Consider the following 17,954-nt stretch of genomic DNA (forward strand, 5'->3'; position numbering starts at 1 on the left):
CGCGCCGCGCGCGCTTGCGCGACACTATGCGTCTCTGGCGTGGGGACGCCACCGAATGGAATCGCGATGATCACGACTTCGCTGCGCGGCCTGCTGGCCGCTTTTTTCTGTGCGCTGTGCACCACCGCCGTTCCGGCGCTGGCCCAGGACAGCGGCCCGGACATGACCGCCGAGCAGTTCGTCGGTTCGCTGCATTTCCGCGACGGCCATATCGAACTGCCGCAGGCCAAGGTGCATTTCGACCTCGGCCCGGCGTTCCGCTTCCTGGACAAGACCGACGCGCGCCGGGTGCTGGAGAGCTACTGGGGCAACCCGCCCGACGACGACGTGCTGGGCCTGATCGTGCCGCGCCATCCCGCGCTCGACGAGAAGGGCAGCTGGGCGGTGGTGGTCACCTATTCGGACGATGGCTACGTGTCCGACGAGGACGCCAGCAAGATCGACTACCAGGCCATGCTCAAGGACATGCAGGACGAGACGCGCGAGTCCAACGCGCAGCGCAAGAAGGCCGGCTACGAGCAGGTCGACCTGATCGGCTGGGCCGTGCCGCCGCGCTACGACACCGGCAGCAAGAAGCTGTATTGGGCGCGCGAGCTGGCGTTCGCGGGCGAGCGCGAGCACACCCTCAACTACGACATCCGCGTGCTCGGCCGGCATGGCTACCTCAGCCTCAATGCAGTCTCGGGCATGGGCGAACTGGCGCAGGTGCGCGAGGGCATGCAGCAACTGCTGCCGATGGCCGAGTTCGACAGCGGCGCGCGCTATGCCGACCACAACCCGTCCACCGACAAGATCGCCAGCTACGGCCTGGCCACCCTGATCGGCGGCGGCCTGGCGGCCAAGGCCGGCCTGTTCGCCAAGCTCGGCCTGCTGCTGGCCAAGGCCTGGAAGCTGGTGCTGGTCGGCCTGATGGCCCTGGTCGCCGGCGTGCGCAAGCTGTTCTCCGGGCGCCAGCGCGACGGCGGCACGGTGCGCTGATCGGCGCCGCCGGCGCGCTGGGCAATTCACGCCTTGCCGGCTAAAGTGCCGCTTCGGAAGCAGGACGCAGTCGAGAGCAGCATGCCGCCACAGGCAGCCGGCCGAACGGAAGGACGGCCTCCCCACATCGCAGGCGCCCCTGTCCGCCGCGCCGCGCGGCGGCGGTGAACCGCATGCTCGATACCTACCGCGAGGTCATCACGCCCGAGGGCGTGCCGCTGCAGTTGCCGGCCGCTGGCGCGGTGCCGCGCGCGCTGGCCTGGTTGATCGACCTGGCGCTGCGCTTCGCCCTGCTCACCGCGATGGGCATGTTCCTCGGCCTGCTCGGCGGCCTCGGCCAGGGCCTGTACCTGGTGGCGATGTTCCTGGTGTTCTGGGGCTACCCGATCGTGCTGGAGGGCTGGCGTGGCCAGACCCTCGGCAAGCAGGCGCTGGGCCTGCGCGTGGTGGCGCGCGACGGCGCGCCGGTGGGGTGGATGGCGGCGATCACCCGCAACCTGCTGCGCACCGTGGACATGCTGCCGTTCGGCTATGCGGTCGGGCTGATCGCCTGCCTGTTCGATGCGCATTCGCGGCGCCTGGGCGATCTGGTCGCAGGCACGCTGGTGGTGCACCAGCCGCCGCGCGAGGACGCGGCGCTGCCGCCGATCGCCAGCGCGCTCGCGCCACCACGGCCGCTGCTGCCGGCCGAACAGACCGCGCTGATCGCCTTCGCCGAGCGCGCGCCTCGGCTCACCCCCGAGCGGCAGTTGGAGCTGGCCGCGCTGGCGCAGCCGCTGACCGACGCGGCCGGCCAGGCCGGGGTGCTGCGCCTGTATGCGATGGCCAACTGGCTGCTGGGCCGCCGATGAAGCAGGAACAGTTCGTCCTGCGCCATCAGCACGAGTGGCAGGCGTTCGAGGCCTGGCTGCAGCGCAGCGGCAGCGGACGCAAGCCGGCGAAGGCCGCCGACACCGCCGTCGACCCCAAGCACGCGGCCGTGCCAGACCAGCCGCCGCCGCTCGCCGACGAAGACATGCCGGCACGCTACCGGCGCGTGTGCCATCAACTGGCGCTGGCGCGCAGGCGCGGCTACAGCCCGCAGGTCACCGCGCGCCTGCAGCACCTGATGCAGCAGGGCCATACCGTCCTGTACCGGGCGCCGCGTCCGCGCTGGCGGCGCGCGGCGGAGTTCCTGCTCGCCGAGTTCCCGCAGTTGGTGCGCAGCCAGGCCGGCTACATGGCCGCGGCCACCGCGCTGTTCGTGGTGCCGCTGGTGACCCTCTTCGTGCTGCTGCAGTTCCGGCCGGAACTGATCCACGGGCTGATGGACCCGATGCAGGTCAGCCAGCTCGAACGCATGTACGACCCGGCCGCCAGCGCACAGAAGCTCGGTCGCGACAGCGGCACCGACTGGCAGATGTTCGGCCACTACATCATGAACAACATCAGCATCGGCCTGCGCACCTTCGCCAGCGGCCTGCTGGCGGGGCTGGGCACGGTGCTGGTGCTGCTGTTCAACGGCATCACCATCGGCTCGGTGGCCGGGCACCTGCACCAGATCGGCTACGGCGTCACCTTCTGGCGCTTCGTCGCCGGGCATGCGCCGTTCGAACTGACGGCGATCGTGATCGCCGGCGGCGCCGGCCTGCAACTGGGACTGAAGGTATTGGCGCCGGGACGACGGCGGCGCATCGATGCGCTGGTGGAGGGCGGCAGGATCGGCGCCCGGCTATGCCTGGGCGTGGCGGCAATGTTGCTGGTGGCCGCCTTCATCGAGGCGTTCTGGTCGTCCATCGCGACCGTGCCGGCGTGGATCAAGTACAGCGTGTCGGCGGTGCTGTGGACGCTGGTGCTGACGTGGCTGTGGCGCGGCGGGCGCGGCCGGGCGGAGGCCATCGATGCGGATTGAGCGCCTGGACGTGGTGCTGCGCGCACGCTCGGCCTGGGAAGCGATGGAACTGGGCAGCGCCCTGGTCCGCCGCCACGCCGGGGCGATCTGGAAGCCCTGGCTGCTGGTCACCCTGCCGCTGTTCGCCGTGCTCAACCTCGGCGCCTGGGCGATCGACCAACTGTGGCTGGCGCCGCTGCTGCTGTGGTGGCTGAAGCCGGTGCTGGACCGGATTCCGCTGTTCGTGATCTCGCGCGCGGTGTTCGGCGACGTGCCGCGCGTGCGCGACACCGTGCGCGCGCAGGGCACCTGGGGCTGGCGCACCCTGCTCGGCTACCTGACCTGGCGCCGGCTGAGCCCGGCGCGCAGCGTGTTCATGCCGCTGGAGCTGCTGGAAGGCGCGAGCACCGACCAGCAGCGCGAGCGCCGCCGCACCCTGGGCGGGGCCGTCTACGGTCATGCGCTGTTGATGGCCACCGTGTACTGGCATTTCGAGGCGATGCTGTGCCTGGCCTGCATCGCCACGATCTTCCTGTTCGTGCCCATCGACCTGCTGCCGGAAACCGCGCGCGCGGCCTGGTCGCTGATTGGCCAGCAGACCCCGGTGTGGGCCGACCTCGGCTTCAACGCCATCGGCTGGCTGGCGATGACCCTGATCGAACCGTTCTTCGTCGGCGCCGGCTTCGGCCTGTACCTCAACCGGCGCACCCAGCTCGAAGCCTGGGACGTGGAGATGGCGCTGCGCCGGATGGCCGCGCGCCTGCGCAATGCCGCGCCGCTGGCGCTGCTGTGCGTGGCCCTGCTCGCCGCACCGGCCGCAGCGCTGCGTGCGCAGCCGGTGGCCGACGACACGGCAGTGCAGACTGCGGCAGCGCCGGCCACAGCCGTCGACACGCGCGATGCCGATGGCGAGACCGCCACCAACTCGGACTCGGACTCGGACGCAGATGCCGACACCGACACCGATGCCGACGGCAAGACGCCTGCCGCACACGCCACCGAGCGCCACCACCATGGGGCGCGCCCGGTCCCCTTGGACGAGGTGTTCGACACCGTGCCCGCCGCCGATGCGCGCTTCGCCCGCGCCGCCGACCGCGCCTACGCCGACCCGCTGCTGACCGCCAAGCGCACCATCGGCTACTGGAAGAAGCGCAATCCCGACGAACCGCCGAAACCGGACGACAGCAAGGAGCGCACCCTCACCCCGTTTGGCGAATGGCTGCAGGCCGCAGGCCAGGCCATCGCCTTCGTCGGCAGATGGGGCATGTGGCTGCTGGCGGGGATCGTGCTGCTGGTGCTGCTGCTGACCGCCAAGCACTGGCTCCCATGGATGCGCGGCGGCGGACGCCGACGCGCGGCGGCGCCGGTGGCGCCGGAGCACGTGCCGGTGCTGGCGCCGCAGCCGCTGCCCGACGACGTGGCGACGGTGGCGCGGCGCGCCTGGCGCGAGGGCCGCCACCGCGACGCACTGGCGCTGCTGTACCGGGCCAGCGTGGCGACGCTGTGCGAGCGCGCCGACCTGGTGCTGCCGCCCAGCGCCACCGAGGCGCAGTGCCTGCGCGCCGCGCAGCGCCTGCCCGATGAGACCGACCGCGGCCTGTTCGCGCGCATGGTGCGGGTCTGGCAGCACGCCGCCTACGCCGGCCGCCTGCCCGAGGACGGCGCCTTCGATGCGCTGGTCGACGACCTGCAGCGGCAGTTCCGGTGGCAGGCATGAACAGCGGCACGCGCAATGCGCTGATCTTCCTGGTCGGCCTGCTGCTGGCCAGCGTCGCCGCGGCCTGGTTCTTCGGCCGCTACGAACGCGCCGAGCGGGTGATCGTGCTGCCGCCGCGCGGCGAGGCCGCCTACAACCCGCTGTACGCGCTGCGCCAGACCCTGCGCGCCGACGGCGTGCGCGCCGAATCGCGGCAACGCCTGGACCTGGCGGCGATGCGCCTGCACCCGCACGACAGCGTGGTGCTGTACGGCGATCCGCGCATGCTCGGCCAGGCCGACAGCGACGCCTTGCTGGACTGGGTGGAGCATGGCGGGCATCTGGTGCTGCGCACGCCCACGGCCGAGGTCAAGCACGGCGACGTGCCGATCCTGGAAGCGCTGGACGTCACCGTCGAGGCGCGCAGTCCGGACAACTGCCTGATGATGGCGGTGCCCGGCGCGGCGCCGCAAAAAGTCTTCTGCGACGGCCGCCGCTTCCACATCGATCCGGACACGCCCAGTAATTGGTGGAGCGGCGAGGACGACGACTTCGTGTTTGCGCGCGTGCCCTACGGCGACGGCAGCGTGGACGTGCTGTCGCAACTGGATTTCCTCGAGAACCAGGACAGCCGGATCGGCAAGATGTTCGAGGGTTCGCCGATGGAGAACGACCCGGTCCTGCGCAGCGGCGGGCTGCGCGAGGCCGGCAACCGCCTGCTCGCCCGGCAGGTGCTGGGACCGAACTACGGCCAGGGCACCATCCACCTGATCTATTCGGCCGAACTGCCGTCGCTGTGGCGCACCCTGTTCACCCGCGGCTGGCCGGCCTGGCTGCCGGCGCTGCTGATCCTGCTGGCCTGGCTGTGGTCGCGCATGCAGCGCTTCGGGCCGCTGCGCGCCGCACCGCCGGCCGACCGCCGCTCGCTGCTGGAACACGTGCGCGCCAGCGGCGAACACCTGCTGCGCCACGGCCGCGCCGCCCTGCTGCACGCGGCGGTGCGCGAGGCGTTCCTGGCGCGGCTGCGGCGGCGCGCGCCGCTCGCCGCCGCATTGGAGGGCCCGGCCCAGGCCGCCGCCATCGCCGACCGCCTGCAGCTGCCGGTGGCGCAGGTCGAACAGGCGCTGCAGCCGCCGCCGCCCAATCAACCCGCCGCCTTGCGCGAGCGTATCCGCCTCCTCGTCCAGATGAGAAACCAGTTATGACCACCGCCTCCTCCGACGCCGTCGCGCCGCTCGCCGGCCCTGCCCTGATCGAACGCGCCGAGGCGATCCGCGCCGCGGTCGGCCACGCCTTCATCGGCCAGCCGCAGGTACTGGAGCAGATCCTGATCGCGCTGCTGGCCGGCGGCCACGTGCTGATCGAGGGCGTGCCGGGCCTTGGCAAGACCCTGCTGGTGCGCGCGCTGGCGCAGGCGCTGGAACTGAACTACGCACGCGTGCAGTTCACCCCGGACCTGATGCCCAGCGACGTCAGCGGCCACGCTGTGTACGACCCCAAGACCGAGAGCTTCAAGATCCGCCGCGGCCCGGTGTTCACCCACCTGCTGCTGGCCGACGAGATCAACCGCGCGCCGGCCAAGACCCAATCGGCGCTGCTGGAAGTGATGCAGGAAGGCCAGGTCACCATCGAAGGGACGGCCTTCCCGCTGGCGCCGCCGTTCCTGGCCCTGGCCACGCAGAACCCGGTCGAGCAGGAAGGCACCTACCCGCTGCCGGAAGCGCAGTTGGACCGCTTCCTGCTGAAGATCCTGATCGACTACCCGCAGCTGGAGGACGAGGCGCGGATGGTCGCCGCGGTCACCAGCGGCCGCAGCGCCGGCGACTTCGACCTGTCGCAGGTGCCGCGCGTGCTGGGCGCCGAGGACGTGGTGGCGATGCAGGCCGGCACCGCCGCCATCGCCGTCGACCCGCAGGTCATCGACTACGCCGTGCGCATCGTCGCCGCCACCCGCCGCTGGCCCGGCATCGCCCTGGGCGCCGGCCCGCGCGGCAGCATCGCCCTGGTTCGCGCGGCACGCGCGCAGGCGGTGCTGTCCGGCCGCGACTTCGTCATCCCCGACGACATCCGCGACGTAGCCAAGCCCGCCCTGCGCCACCGCATCGCCCTGGCCCCGGAACTGCAGATCGAAGGCCAGAGCGCCGACGACGCCCTGAGCGCCCTGCTGGCCAAGGTGGAGGCGCCGCGGAAATGAGCGGGGAGTCGGGAATGGGGAATCGGGAATGGAAAAAGCCGGGATTCTCGGCGCTTTCAGTCATTCCCGATTGCGATGAAGCGACGAACGCGGCGACGCGTCGCGCTGCAGCCCTGCCGCTTTTCCGATTCCCCATTCCCCATTCCCCACTCCCGGCCCCCCAGCGATGAGACCCGCCCCGCCCCTGCTGGCCCTGCTCGCACTGTGGGCGCTGTGCGGCCTGGCCGTGGCGTTGGGCTGGCTGCCGCTGTGGAGCTGGCAGGCGGCCGCGGCGGGCATCGCGCTGGTCGCGGCACTGGATGCCTGGCGGCTGTGGCGGCGGCCGACGCCGCAGGTGCGCCGCGACCTGCCCGAAGCGCTGCCGCTGGGCGTGCAGCGCGAGGTGGTGCTGCACCTGGACAGCGCGCAGCGCCAACGCGTGGATCTGTTCGATCTGGTGCCCAGCGGCTGGGAGCTGCAGGGCCTGCCGCAGCGCATGACCCTGCCTGCCGCGCACCAGACCCAGGTGCGCTATCAACTGCGCCCGACCGCGCGCGGCCGCTTCGCCTTCGACGGCACCCACCTGCGCCTGCATGCGCCCTGGCGCCTGTGGCGGCAGCAACGCCTGGCCGGACAAGTACAGACCGTGCGCGTGTATCCGAACTTCGCGCCGCTGACCCGCTTCGCCCTGTTCAGTGCGGAACAGGCCTCGCGCCTGGTCGGTGCGCACCTGAAGCGGCGCCGCGGCGAAGGCACCGACTTCCACCAGATGCGCGAGTACCGTATCGGCGACAGCCTGCGCCAGATCGACTGGAAGGCCACCTCGCGCGCGCGCAAGCTGATCTCGCGCGAGTACCAGGACGAGAAGAACCAGCAGTTGCTGATGCTGATCGACACCGGGCGGCGCATGCTGGCTAGCGAGTCTGGCCTGTCGCACTTCGACCACGTGCTCAACGCGGCGCTGGTGGTGTCGTACCTGGCGCTGCGCCAGGGCGATGCGGTGGGCATGATGGCCAGCGGCGGCGAGGCGCGCTGGGTGGCGCCGCAACGCGGCATGGCCACGGTCGACGTGCTGCTGCGCGCCAGCTACGACCTGCAACCGCAGCCGGTGGCCACCGACTACCTGGCCGCGGCCACCGAACTGTCGCTGCGCCAGCGCCGCCGCGCGCTGGTGATGCTGGTCAGCAACGTGCGCGACGAGGACATCGAAGACCTGCTGGCCGCGGTGCGCCTGCTGCAGCGCCGCCACCTGGTCTGCGTGGCCAGCCTGCGCGAGCGCGAGCTGGACCAGGCGCTGAGCGAGGAGGTCCACGACCTGCCGCAGGCCGTGCAGGCCGGCGCGGTGGCGCGCTACCTGCAGCAACGCAGCGCCGCGCACGACGCCCTGCGCAGCCACGGCGTGATGGTGCTCGACGTCACCGGCGAAGAACTGCCCGCCGCACTGATCGAGCGCTACCTGGCGGTGAAGCGCGACGGGTTGCTGTAGCGCGGCGCTGCGGCCCATGGCGTCGCTTCCGGTCCCCCTTGCACGGGATGCCGCTTACGGTTGGCTGGAATGCGCGCCATCTCTGGCGCACGGGCGCCTGCTCGGTACGCAGGCTGTCATGGCGAAGCCGCCGCCGGCCACGGACCCGATCCAGCAACACGGTGGCCAGGTAAGCAGTTAGGCCTGCATCGCCACAGGTTTCACTCATGCGCCTGCTCCACCGTCGGATAACGCAACCAGCCTCAAGGCCAGAGCTCCGCGGTGCGATCCGGCAAGTCATTGGTTGCAGAGTAGGAGTTCCTTCTTCTCAGACCTCCCGCCTTGGTCGATACTGGGTGCAACACCGCTTTTACGCGGTCCACTAGTTGGTTAGGCCTCAGGTGATGAGCGACAAATCCTTACCCATCGTTCTAACAGAACTCGCCATCACGGCGGTTGCCGTCGCTGGGATCTTCTTTGCGCTGAACGTAGGTCAAGTACCCAACTGCTCTTCCATCGAGAGGCAGGCAATTTTTATGTGGATTCTTCCGGTCTCTGTGACCTTGGGGACTGGCTGCGTTACTGAGCTCCTGATCGGAATGCGCGAGGATTCGCGCTTGAGCAAGGCGATTAGCGCTCTATGCGCGTTTTCCTTGGCGCTTCTCTGGGTGATTTACAAATGGAAGCTCAACGCAATTTCAACGCTTGCGTGCTGAGGCCTGGCGATGCATTCAAGCCGAAGTCGCTTTGCGGCGCGGCTTAGTTCAGGCGTCAAGGCTCCTCCAGCGGATACAGCTTGAACAGCGCGCCGATCGCCGTGTGAGCAGCGGAGCGACCACGTCGGCGATCTGCAGAAGCACGGGGTCCTTCGTCTTACTGGTCATGGCCAGTGCGCCACGAACACAGCACTGACGCCGAGGCACACACCCAGGCGTTCCGAGCGCGCTCCCCGTCTGCGCGTTCTGGTGCCCATCGCATCACCTCCGGCAGTCCAACGCTCCAACCAACACCGCGCCGTCGTTTCCGTAAAGCTCGGCCATTGCGCCGGATCGATTGCATCCACGCCCTTCGCTCGAAGGACGACTGCAACACCTCGCACTCCGCCGCCGCTCACGTCGCCGCAGGCACCGGCGGCAACTGCGCGCTGGCCTGCTGCAGGCGCTGCAGCGTGCGCAGCATCAGCGGCCGATGCCGCGCCAGCTTCATCCACGCCGGCAAGCGCGCCACCATCGAGCGGCCGAACAGGCCGCGGCGTTCGCGCAGCGTCGCCGCCACGTAGTCCTGCAGTTCCTGCAGATGGCGCGGGTTGTAGGCCCACAGCACGCCGACGCGGGTTGGCGCGACCAGCGCCAACGGCAGGCCGAAATGCGGGTCGCAGGGCAATCCGTCGCGCATACGGTACGTGGTGACGGCCACCGCGCTGCTCTTTCCGCACTGCGCGCAACGTCCGGGCAAGGTTGCTGGCGGAGATGCCGCGCCGGTCGATGTCGCACGGACCCGGACCCATTTGTGTCCGCAATGGCCGCAGGCACGATGGCCTTCCATCTGCACCGCCCCCACCCAGTCGTCGGCGGCGCTGTCCAAGCCCGCGGCGCACTGTCCGCAACGGAAGCGTGCCTGCCAGCGATACGGCTCCCACTGCGCCAGCACCCAGCCGGAGGCGCCGCAGCGATGGCAGCGCACCGCCACCTGGTCGGCATAGGCGGCCAAGGGCGTGCCGTCGTTGCGATGCCGGCGCGGCGCGCCAGGCGACGCCGCATCGGCGCGCGACACAGACTCAGGCATACAGCACGCCCGGCCGCGCGTCCTCGACGATGGCGTGCGGCAGGAACCGCGCGCTATCGCGGGTGATCGGGCCATCGTCCTCGCGGATGCCGATGCCGCAGGCGCGGTCGCCGACGATCCAGCTGCCGACCATCGGGTAGCGGCCCTCGAACGCCGGCAGCGGATACGCCTGCTGGCGGACATACGGCCCGGCATAGGGGCCATCGCTTTCCACCACGCGGCCATCGTCCAGGTGCAGCACGATGTTGGCGCCCTCGCGCGAATGCAGCGGCTTGCGCACCCAGCCCGGCGGCAACGCGCTGCCGTCGTCGAACGCGGCCGGCAGCAGGTTCGGGTGGCCGCGGTGGCGTTCCCACAGCAGCGGCAGGATGCCCTTGTTGCTGAGCAGCGCCTTCCACGGCGGCTCCAGCAGGCGCAGGCCCGATCCCGGCAGGGCCTGGCCGAAGCGCTCGGCGAACATGTCCTCCAGCGGATACAGCTTGAACAGCGCGCCGATCACCGTGTCGTCCAGATCGGTGTAGCGGCCGTCGCTGGACAGGCCGATGTCCTCAATCGCGATCAGCTCGCCGCCGACGCCGGCCTGCGCGGCGCAGTCGCGCAGGTAGGCGACCGTGCCCTGGTCCTCTTCCGAATCGCGCACCGCGGCGAAGTACAGCGGCGGCGGCAGCCAGCCGGCGATCGCGGCGAAGCGCTCCAGCAAGGCCTCGTGGATGGAGTTGAACTGGTCGGCATCGTCCGGCAGGCGGCCCTGCGCGCGCTGGTCCTCCAGCCACTGCCACTGGAAGAATGCCGACTCGAACAGCGAGGTCGGCGTGTCGTAGTTCAGCTCGTACAGCTTGGCCGGGCCGCGGCCGTCGTAGGCCAGGTCCAGGCGGCCGTACAGATGCGGCTCGCGGCGCCGCCAGCTGTCGGCGATCCAGTCGCGGAACGCCGGCGGAATCGCCAGCCGCTGCATCAACGCCTCGCTGGCGACGATCTCGTCAAGCAGGCCCATCGCCAACGCATGCAGTTCGGCGCTGGGATCTTCCAGATCGCGCTCGATCTGGCGCAGGCTGAACGCGTAGTAGGCGCGTTCGTCCCAGTAGCGCTGGCCGTCGATGGTATGGAAGCGGAAGCCGTACTCCGCGGCCTGGGCGCGCCAGTCGCCGCGCTCGACGATCGCGATGCGTTTCATGCGGGGTCTCGTGCGATGAAAAAGAAAGCCGAGCTCAGCTGCCGAAGCCGCGCCCACCGCCGGATTCGCCGAAACCGCCGCGGCTGACGGTGACCGCCCGGTTCGGCGTGGCGCCGATATGGGTCATGGTCTGGTTGCCGCGCAGCATCGTGGCGCTGCTCACCGCACCGGCGCCGCCGGAATAGGATGCCGGCCGCTGCCACTGGTTCTGCCGGTCCTGGTAGGCGGGGGCCGCATTGAATCCGGCGGCACGGTTGTTGTTGAGCATCTGCGACAGGAAAAAGCCGGTCATCATCGGCCCGATGAAGGAATGACCATGGCTGTCGCGCTGCTCCACGCAGCGATCTTGCGCATAGTCCTGCGCGCACTGCTCGCGGCTGGCGTACTTGGGCCCCTGCTCGGCCGCCTGCTTCTGCGCCTGCGCGAAGGCCTCGCGGCAGGTGGCGATGTCGTGGGTCTGCGCCACGCAGGCATCCACCGAGGTGTACAGGCCTTCCTGGGCCTTGGTTTCCGGCTCGCGCCCGCAGGCGGTGAACAACAGCGGCGCGGCGCTCATCAGCAACAGTGCGGTCGTCTTCGACCTTTTCATGGCAACGTCTTCCTGAGTCCAGCCACGATGATGCCCGGTTCCGCCGGCCGCGGAAACCCGCGGCCGGCGGTTGGACGTCGCTGCTGACGCAGTCGCGACGCGTCAGCTCGTCGGCGGCGGCGGCACGTAGCTGGACAGGCGCGCGTCGAAGTACGGCTGCACCGCGGCGATGTTGGACTTGACCTGGATGTCCATGCCGACGTCACGGCTCATGCCCAGCACGTCGTTGTCCGGCCAGCCGGGCCCGAAGCACCATTGCGTGCTGGGGATGTTGTTGGCCTGCAGGTGCGCGAGCATGCGCTTGGTCGCCAATTCCGCGCTGGCGTTGCCGGCCGGATAGCCATGCTCGCCGAGAAAGCCGCGCTTGCCTCGGTGTGCCAGCCAATCGATGAACGGCGTGACCATCTCGATGCCGGTATCCGGCGCAACGGATTCATTGGGATTGGCCCAGGCGCCGCCGCCTTGGCCCTGGTTGTCAAGGTAATTGTGCGCCTCGTAGACGATGCGGTCGTACGGGTCGGGGATCGTGTCCAGGTTGTTCGACGCCTCTTTCCACCGGCGGGCGCTGGCGTATTCGTTGCCGCAGACGAACACGTAATGCGACCGGTCGAAATCGAAGATGCGCGCCGCGGTGGCGGTGGCGGTGCGCAGCCAGTGGTCGGCCATCACCAGCTTGCTGCCGTCGGCGTTGTACTCCGGCCCCTCGTAGGGCTCGTTCATCAGGCCCCAGCCGAAGATCGCCGGATGCGAACGGAAGCGCTGCACGATGCGGCTCCACAGATCCGGCAGGCCGGCGGCGTTGTACAGCGTGCAGCCCGGCGTGCCGATCACGCGGTACTCGTACAGCTTGAGCAGGTTGTCGGCCGGATCAAAATAGGCCAGGTAAAGGAAATTGCCCTTGCGGTAGGTCCCGTTCCACACCGATTGGTCGGCGGGGTCGGTGACCGCGCGCCCATCCGGCCCGATCAACTGCCCGGACCCGTCGCGCCGGTAACCGGACTTGCTCGCCACCTTGATCGGCAGGCGCATGTAGTCGTGCAACTCCAGGATCGCCACCTTGCCGCGCTGCGCGAGCCGATTCAGCACCTGCTCGACCTGGTCGCAATACGTGGCGTTGAGCGGCATGCCCTGGCCGGTGCTGAAGCGTGCGGCGGTGGTGGGCAGGCGGAACAGCGGACAGGCACCGGCGGCGGCGATGTGCTGGTCGCGGATGTCGCGGTAGTGCCGGTCGATGATGGCGTTGTCCACGAAGTTGTTGGACGCCAGCCCGGACAGGTTGAGGCCGGCGAACGGCAGCGTGCCGGCGGCACGGGCCTGGCCGCCGAGGCCCCACAGCGCGGCGCCGGCGGCAATGCCGACACCGGCGCGCAGCACGCTGCGGCGGCCCGGATCGGCTGGGGCGGTCATAAGGGATGGAGTGGGGGAGGAAACAGCGGAAGACGACGAACGCACATGCCGGGGCATGGACACCTCCTGTGGTCATGATGGGCGAGCCGGGCCTACGCCCCCTGACGCACCGGCCCCCGCAGTCTGCCAAGCGGCGGCGGGCGGTTCTGCGACCCGTTTCGCAGTCCTGGCCGGCGCGCGGCGGCGCCGGCCTGCGTGCTAACGTGATCGGCCCACCCGGTGGCCGCCAGGACGGTTGCAGCAGCAACGATCCGATCGCGCCACCATCGCCAGCCTCCCCGCCCGCACGTTCGCTGCTCCCATGCCTGACTATCGCTCCAAGACCTCGACCCACGGCCGCAACATGGCCGGCGCCCGCGCACTGTGGCGCGCCACCGGCATGCAGGACGCCGACTTCCACAAGCCGATCATCGCCATCGCCAATTCCTTCACCCAGTTCGTGCCCGGCCACGTGCACCTGAAGGATCTCGGGCAGCTGGTCGCGCGCGAGATCGAGCGCGTCGGCGGCGTGGCCAAGGAGTTCGACACCATCGCCGTGGACGACGGCATCGCCATGGGCCACGACGGCATGCTGTATTCGCTGCCCAGCCGCGAGATCATCGCCGACTCGGTGGAATACATGGTCAACGCGCACTGCGCCGACGCGCTGGTGTGCATCTCCAACTGCGACAAGATCACCCCCGGCATGCTGATGGCCGCGCTGCGCCTCAACATCCCCACCGTGTTCGTCTCCGGTGGGCCGATGGAAGCCGGCAAGACCAAGCTCGCCGACCACAACCTGGACCTGATCGACGCGATGGTGATCGCCGCCGATCCCACCGCCTCCGACGAGAAGGTCGCCGCATTCGAGCGCAGTGCCTGTCCCACCTGCGGCTCCTGCTCGGGCATGTTCACCGCCAACTCGATGAACTGCCTGACCGAAGCGCTGGGCCTGGCCCTGCCCGGCAACGGCACCGTGGTCGCCACCCACGCCGACCGCGAGCAACTGTTCCTCAAGGCCGGCCGCACCGCGGTGGAACTGTGCCACCGCTGGTACGGCGCCGAAGACCCGCGCGCGCTGCCGCGTGGCATCGCCACCTTCGAAGCCTTCGAGAACGCGATGACCCTGGACATCGCGATGGGCGGTTCCACCAACACCATCCTGCACCTGCTCGCCGCCGCGCAGGAAGCCGACGTGCCGTTCACCCTGCGCGACATCGACCGCCTGTCCAAGCGCGTGCCGCAGCTGTGCAAGGTGGCGCCGAACACGCAGAAGTACCACATCGAGGACGTGCACCGCGCCGGCGGCATCGTCGCCATCCTCGGCGAACTGGCCCGCGGCGGCCTGCTGCACACCGACCAGGCCACCGTGCACAGCCGCAGCCTGGCCGAGGCCATCGCGCAGTGGGACATCACCCAGAGCGACGACCCCGCCGTGCAGACCTTCTACCAGGCCGGGCCGGCCGGCATCCCCACCCAGGTCGCCTTCAGCCAGGCCACGCGCTGGCCGAGCCTGGACGCCGACCGCGCCACCGGCTGCATCCGCGACGTCGCCCACGCCTACTCGCAGGAAGGCGGCCTGGCGGTGCTGTACGGCAACATCGCCGAGGACGGCTGCGTGGTGAAGACCGCAGGCGTGGACGAATCCATCCACGTGTTCGAGGGCAACGCCAAGGTATTCGAGAGCCAGGACGCCGCGGTCAAGGGCATCCTCGCCGACGAGGTGAAGGCCGGCGACGTGGTGGTGATCCGCTACGAAGGCCCCAAGGGCGGCCCCGGCATGCAGGAAATGCTGTACCCGACCTCGTACCTGAAGTCCAAGGGCCTGGGCAAGCAATGCGCCCTGCTCACCGACGGCCGCTTCTCCGGCGGCACCTCCGGCCTGTCGATCGGCCACGCCTCGCCGGAAGCGGCGGCCGGCGGCGCCATCGGCCTGGTCCGCGACGGCGACCGCATCCGCATCGACATCCCCCAGCGCCGCATCGACCTGCTGGTCTCCGACGCGGAACTGGCCACGCGTCGCGCCGACCAGGACGCCCGCGGCTGGAAGCCGGCTGAGCCGCGCCCGCGCAAGGTCAGTACGGCGCTGAAGGCGTATGCGCTGCTGGCGACCAGTGCGGACAAGGGGGCGGTGCGCGACAAGGCGCTGCTGGATGGGTGAAGCGTTGTCATGATGGCCGCGGATTGCCGCGGTCTTCATGGCGTCCAGGTACTGCATTGTGGGAGGGACTTCAGTCCCGACGCGTGACCGCAAACGCCCACGGCTATGCTGCTTTTCTGGACACCACGGCACATGCGGAGGATCTGCGCGGCCTGCCCCTTCCGCGCTGAATGCCGCTCACCATTGACCAGGATGAAGCGTCCCATCCAGCCAACAGACATTTGCTCGGTACGCAGGCTGTCATGCCGAAGTCGCAACCGGCCCGCACCTGCTCCAGCAACCTCGGCGGTTGATGCGCCGTTACGCCTTCATCGTCATGGGTGTAACTCATACGCCAGCTCGAACGTCGGATAACGTAGCCAGCATTGGCGCACGGAGCCGCGGCCACCATCAGGCAAGTCATTGATGCAGGGTGGGAATTTCCCGCTTTGCAGACGTCTGGCGTTGCTGGATACTTGGGGCATCACCGCTTTTGGGCGAGAGGTTCTGAGTGTCTCCGGGCAAGGCAGTTAGCAATGTGCCTAACCACTCGTTCAAGGCGGACGCGCGTACCGCGCGCCGCTTAACTCCAGCCTTAGGTGCCATGTCCAAGCTCCTCTCAATCCTGCTATCGACAGCTCTGCTCGGTGGATATTCCGCCGCTGCATGCAGTTGTTCACTCGACCTGTATGGTGCTTTCTTCAAGGCCGGCCATCCCATCAAAGGTGAGACGATCGACGAGGCTGCAACTGGGGCAGACCAAATTGCCAACTTGAATCGCTCTGTCGAGCTAATCAAGCGCCACCCGGACGTCAGGTTCGAGATTGCGGGCCATACGGATCAGTATGAGTGTTCCGGGCAAGAGTGCCGCTATCTCGCCCAACGTCGAGCGCTTCTCCTATACAAGTTCCTGCTAGCCGCTGGCGTAGATCCGCTTTGTGTCATTGCTCTAACCGAGTACGGGTCCACTCGCCCGATCGCTGGCGAACGGGAGGAGAACTCGCTCAATCAGCGCGCCGAGCTAAACGTGGACATTGAGCCGTAAAGTGCTCCAGCATGGCACCCAACAATTCATTCAAGCCGACGCCGCTTCGCGGCGCAGCTTAACTCAGGTGTTAGATACAAAACTCACTCCTAGGCATACAAGACCACTACAACATGGATGATTCAGAAGAGTACCCAAGCCGCGAAGAATTCCTAGATTTACTGTGGAGCGAAATCATCAATTCGCCAATGCAGGAAGTCTGGATCGACAATGCAATCAATACATCGCAGCAGCAGCCCGATGGTCCATTCGGGGACGCCGGCCCTGTCCTGGAACGATTGCTTTCTTTGGGAGCATCGAGGCGCGACCTGTCCCTCATCTATCGCATGGCATCCTATGAGGCCGTGTTCGACACGCTCTATAAAATGGCGGATCCAGGGATCAAACCAGATGACGCAGCCATGCTGTTTGAGGACCTGCTTGGGTCGGACCCATCCGGTTTGGATGCCGGGCCTGGTTCGGCCCCAGAAAAGACCGCCTAACAAATGAGCTCCTGGACACGTGGCATGGTGGTCGGGTTGGCGCCTAACAAGCTATTCAAGCCGGCGCCGCTTTGCGACGCGGCTTAACTCAGGTGTTAGGCGGCAGTGCTGTACGTGCGGCGCGGCTTCCACCTTCGGCAACAGCGCTGGCGCCTCACGGTTGGCTCCGGCGCGCAGTCCTCACGTCTCCCGTCATCGGATCGCCCGCTGCTTCGTCGTCCGGCGTCGTTGCCCCGCTGCGCTCATTACCTTGAGCTTCGGTCACATCCAGCAGCCAGCGCCTCGGGTGAGCCCCAAGGCTACGATCTATGGCATGCTCGGCGCTCGGCGGCAGTGCTGGGGAGCACGGTCCATGCCTTACCACCGCCTGGCAGCGCCGTTTAACCATTCGTTCAAGCCGACGCCGCTTCGCAACGCGGCGCAACTCAGGCATTAGCACACACAACAGCGAGAAGGGGCTCGATGGAAATGACGATCAGAGACGCGCAGTGGGACATGCGTCGCGGCTACTTGAGCGGAAGCACTGGAATTGTGGCCTCGGCGACGGCGTGGGCAGTCGCCACTGCTTTTACGGCGTTCGTCTCGCCGGAGCGCGCTATCTGGGCGCTGCTTATTGGCGGCATGTTGATCTACCCGGTCAGCGTGCTGCTGTGCAAGCTTCTTGGAGCCTCTGGCGCACACAGTAAAGGCAATCCGCTCGGTCAACTTGCCGGAGCGAGCACGTTCTGGCTCATCTTCAGCCTGCCGCTCGCGTACGGACTCGGTAAACCTGCTTGGTTCTTCTTGGGCATGTTGCTCGTCATCGGGGGCCGCTACCTCGTGTTTGCATCTGTCTATGGCATGCGGCTCTACTGGGCGTTGGGTCTGGCGCTCGCTGCAAGCGCAATTATCTTGGCCTTGTGTCGCGCACCCACGGTCTTCGCGGCTGCCGTGGGGGCGGTCATCGAGCTCGCGTTTGGCGCCGCGGCCTTCGCGCAGCATCGAAAGTGGGTGCGTTCTAACAATACGCTCGACCCGACGCCGCTTCGCAGCGCGGCTTGATCCGACGACATGCCTCACTGATCCCAGCATACGCGCCACTTGACCCAATCTTCGACATGAGATTCCAACGTCTATTGTTTGTTGTCGTGCTGTACCTGATGGCCGCTTCGACATTCGTTGTGTTTGTCAG

At 68.5% G+C, this 17,954-nt stretch carries 16 protein-coding genes and 1 pseudogene; 12 read left to right on the top strand and 5 right to left on the bottom strand.

Annotation, left to right across the window (positions count from 1 at the left end; all coding sequences use genetic code 11):
• Window positions 1–66: 66 nt before the first annotated feature.
• From Q7W82_RS01135 to Q7W82_RS01170, 8 genes are all read left to right on the top strand, one after another.
• Window positions 67–978 (top strand): DUF2167 domain-containing protein, encoded by a 912-nt coding sequence (locus Q7W82_RS01135; RefSeq protein ID WP_242159238.1) that lies wholly within the window; start codon window positions 67–69, stop codon window positions 976–978.
• Window positions 979–1,151: 173 nt separating this feature from the next.
• A complete protein-coding gene (locus Q7W82_RS01140) occupies window positions 1,152–1,829 on the top strand; it encodes an RDD family protein (RefSeq protein ID WP_184502845.1) in 678 nt (225 codons plus the stop codon).
• The gene (locus Q7W82_RS01145) at window positions 1,826–2,869 is read left to right on the top strand and encodes a stage II sporulation protein M (RefSeq protein WP_242159237.1); all 1,044 of its coding nucleotides are present in this window, start codon (window positions 1,826–1,828) and stop codon (window positions 2,867–2,869) included. Before Q7W82_RS01140 ends, Q7W82_RS01145 begins: the two co-directional genes overlap by 4 nt.
• Window positions 2,859–4,565, top strand: coding sequence for a DUF4129 domain-containing protein (locus tag Q7W82_RS01150; RefSeq protein ID WP_242159236.1), 1,707 nt, complete (start codon window positions 2,859–2,861; stop codon window positions 4,563–4,565). Before Q7W82_RS01145 ends, Q7W82_RS01150 begins: the two co-directional genes overlap by 11 nt.
• Window positions 4,562–5,749, top strand: a complete 1,188-nt coding sequence (locus Q7W82_RS01155; protein ID WP_242159235.1) for a DUF4350 domain-containing protein — start codon at window positions 4,562–4,564, stop codon at window positions 5,747–5,749. Before Q7W82_RS01150 ends, Q7W82_RS01155 begins: the two co-directional genes overlap by 4 nt.
• Entirely contained in the window at window positions 5,746–6,738 is a 993-nt protein-coding gene (locus tag Q7W82_RS01160) for a MoxR family ATPase (RefSeq protein WP_160946756.1), read from the top strand. The genes Q7W82_RS01155 and Q7W82_RS01160 overlap by 4 nt, the downstream gene beginning before the upstream one ends.
• A gap of 166 nt (window positions 6,739–6,904) precedes the next feature.
• Window positions 6,905–8,203: a DUF58 domain-containing protein gene (locus Q7W82_RS01165; protein ID WP_242159234.1), complete on the top strand. Its 1,299-nt coding sequence runs from the start codon at window positions 6,905–6,907 to the stop codon at window positions 8,201–8,203.
• Between the two features lie 383 nt (window positions 8,204–8,586).
• Window positions 8,587–8,898 carry a hypothetical protein gene (locus tag Q7W82_RS01170; RefSeq protein ID WP_242159233.1) on the top strand — a complete coding sequence of 104 codons (312 nt, stop codon included), beginning with the start codon at window positions 8,587–8,589 and terminating at the stop codon, window positions 8,896–8,898.
• 394 nt (window positions 8,899–9,292) lie between these two features.
• On the opposite strand, the gene Q7W82_RS01175 is transcribed toward Q7W82_RS01170, so the two are convergent.
• The 4 genes from Q7W82_RS01175 to Q7W82_RS01190 form a co-directional block, all read right to left on the bottom strand.
• Entirely contained in the window at window positions 9,293–9,892 is a 600-nt protein-coding gene (locus Q7W82_RS01175) for a hypothetical protein (RefSeq protein WP_242159279.1), read from the bottom strand.
• Window positions 9,893–9,959: 67 nt separating this feature from the next.
• Window positions 9,960–11,141 carry a glutathionylspermidine synthase family protein gene (locus Q7W82_RS01180; protein ID WP_242159232.1) on the bottom strand — a complete coding sequence of 394 codons (1,182 nt, stop codon included), beginning with the start codon at window positions 11,139–11,141 and terminating at the stop codon, window positions 9,960–9,962.
• Between the two features lie 34 nt (window positions 11,142–11,175).
• On the bottom strand, window positions 11,176–11,730 hold the full coding sequence (locus Q7W82_RS01185; RefSeq protein WP_242159231.1) for a DUF1190 domain-containing protein: 555 nt from the start codon (window positions 11,728–11,730) through the stop codon (window positions 11,176–11,178).
• A 102-nt stretch (window positions 11,731–11,832) separates the two neighbouring features.
• The gene (locus Q7W82_RS01190; protein ID WP_242159230.1) at window positions 11,833–13,137 is read right to left on the bottom strand and encodes a cellulase family glycosylhydrolase; all 1,305 of its coding nucleotides are present in this window, start codon (window positions 13,135–13,137) and stop codon (window positions 11,833–11,835) included.
• Window positions 13,138–13,438: 301 nt separating this feature from the next.
• Here Q7W82_RS01190 and ilvD point away from each other — a divergent pair, with 301 nt between their 5' ends.
• Window positions 13,439–15,277, top strand: a complete 1,839-nt coding sequence (gene ilvD / locus Q7W82_RS01195) for a dihydroxy-acid dehydratase (protein WP_242159229.1) — start codon at window positions 13,439–13,441, stop codon at window positions 15,275–15,277.
• 149 nt (window positions 15,278–15,426) lie between these two features.
• Here ilvD and Q7W82_RS01200 read toward each other — a convergent pair.
• Window positions 15,427–15,608, bottom strand: a pseudogene (locus Q7W82_RS01200) (recombinase XerD); the annotation flags it as partial.
• A 252-nt stretch (window positions 15,609–15,860) separates the two neighbouring features.
• Between Q7W82_RS01200 and Q7W82_RS01205 the strand changes: the two are divergent.
• The 3 genes from Q7W82_RS01205 to Q7W82_RS01215 all read left to right on the top strand — a co-directional run bounded on the left by Q7W82_RS01205 (window position 15,861) and on the right by Q7W82_RS01215 (window position 17,824).
• Window positions 15,861–16,301, top strand: a complete 441-nt coding sequence (locus tag Q7W82_RS01205; protein ID WP_242159228.1) for an OmpA family protein — start codon at window positions 15,861–15,863, stop codon at window positions 16,299–16,301.
• A 113-nt stretch (window positions 16,302–16,414) separates the two neighbouring features.
• The gene (locus Q7W82_RS01210; protein ID WP_242159227.1) at window positions 16,415–16,783 is read left to right on the top strand and encodes a hypothetical protein; all 369 of its coding nucleotides are present in this window, start codon (window positions 16,415–16,417) and stop codon (window positions 16,781–16,783) included.
• A gap of 462 nt (window positions 16,784–17,245) precedes the next feature.
• Window positions 17,246–17,824: a hypothetical protein gene (locus tag Q7W82_RS01215; protein ID WP_242159226.1), complete on the top strand. Its 579-nt coding sequence runs from the start codon at window positions 17,246–17,248 to the stop codon at window positions 17,822–17,824.
• Window positions 17,825–17,954 lie beyond the last annotated feature (130 nt).

The organism is Xanthomonas indica, from assembly GCF_040529045.1.
GTDB classification, from domain to species: Bacteria; Pseudomonadota; Gammaproteobacteria; order Xanthomonadales; family Xanthomonadaceae; genus Xanthomonas_A; species Xanthomonas_A indica.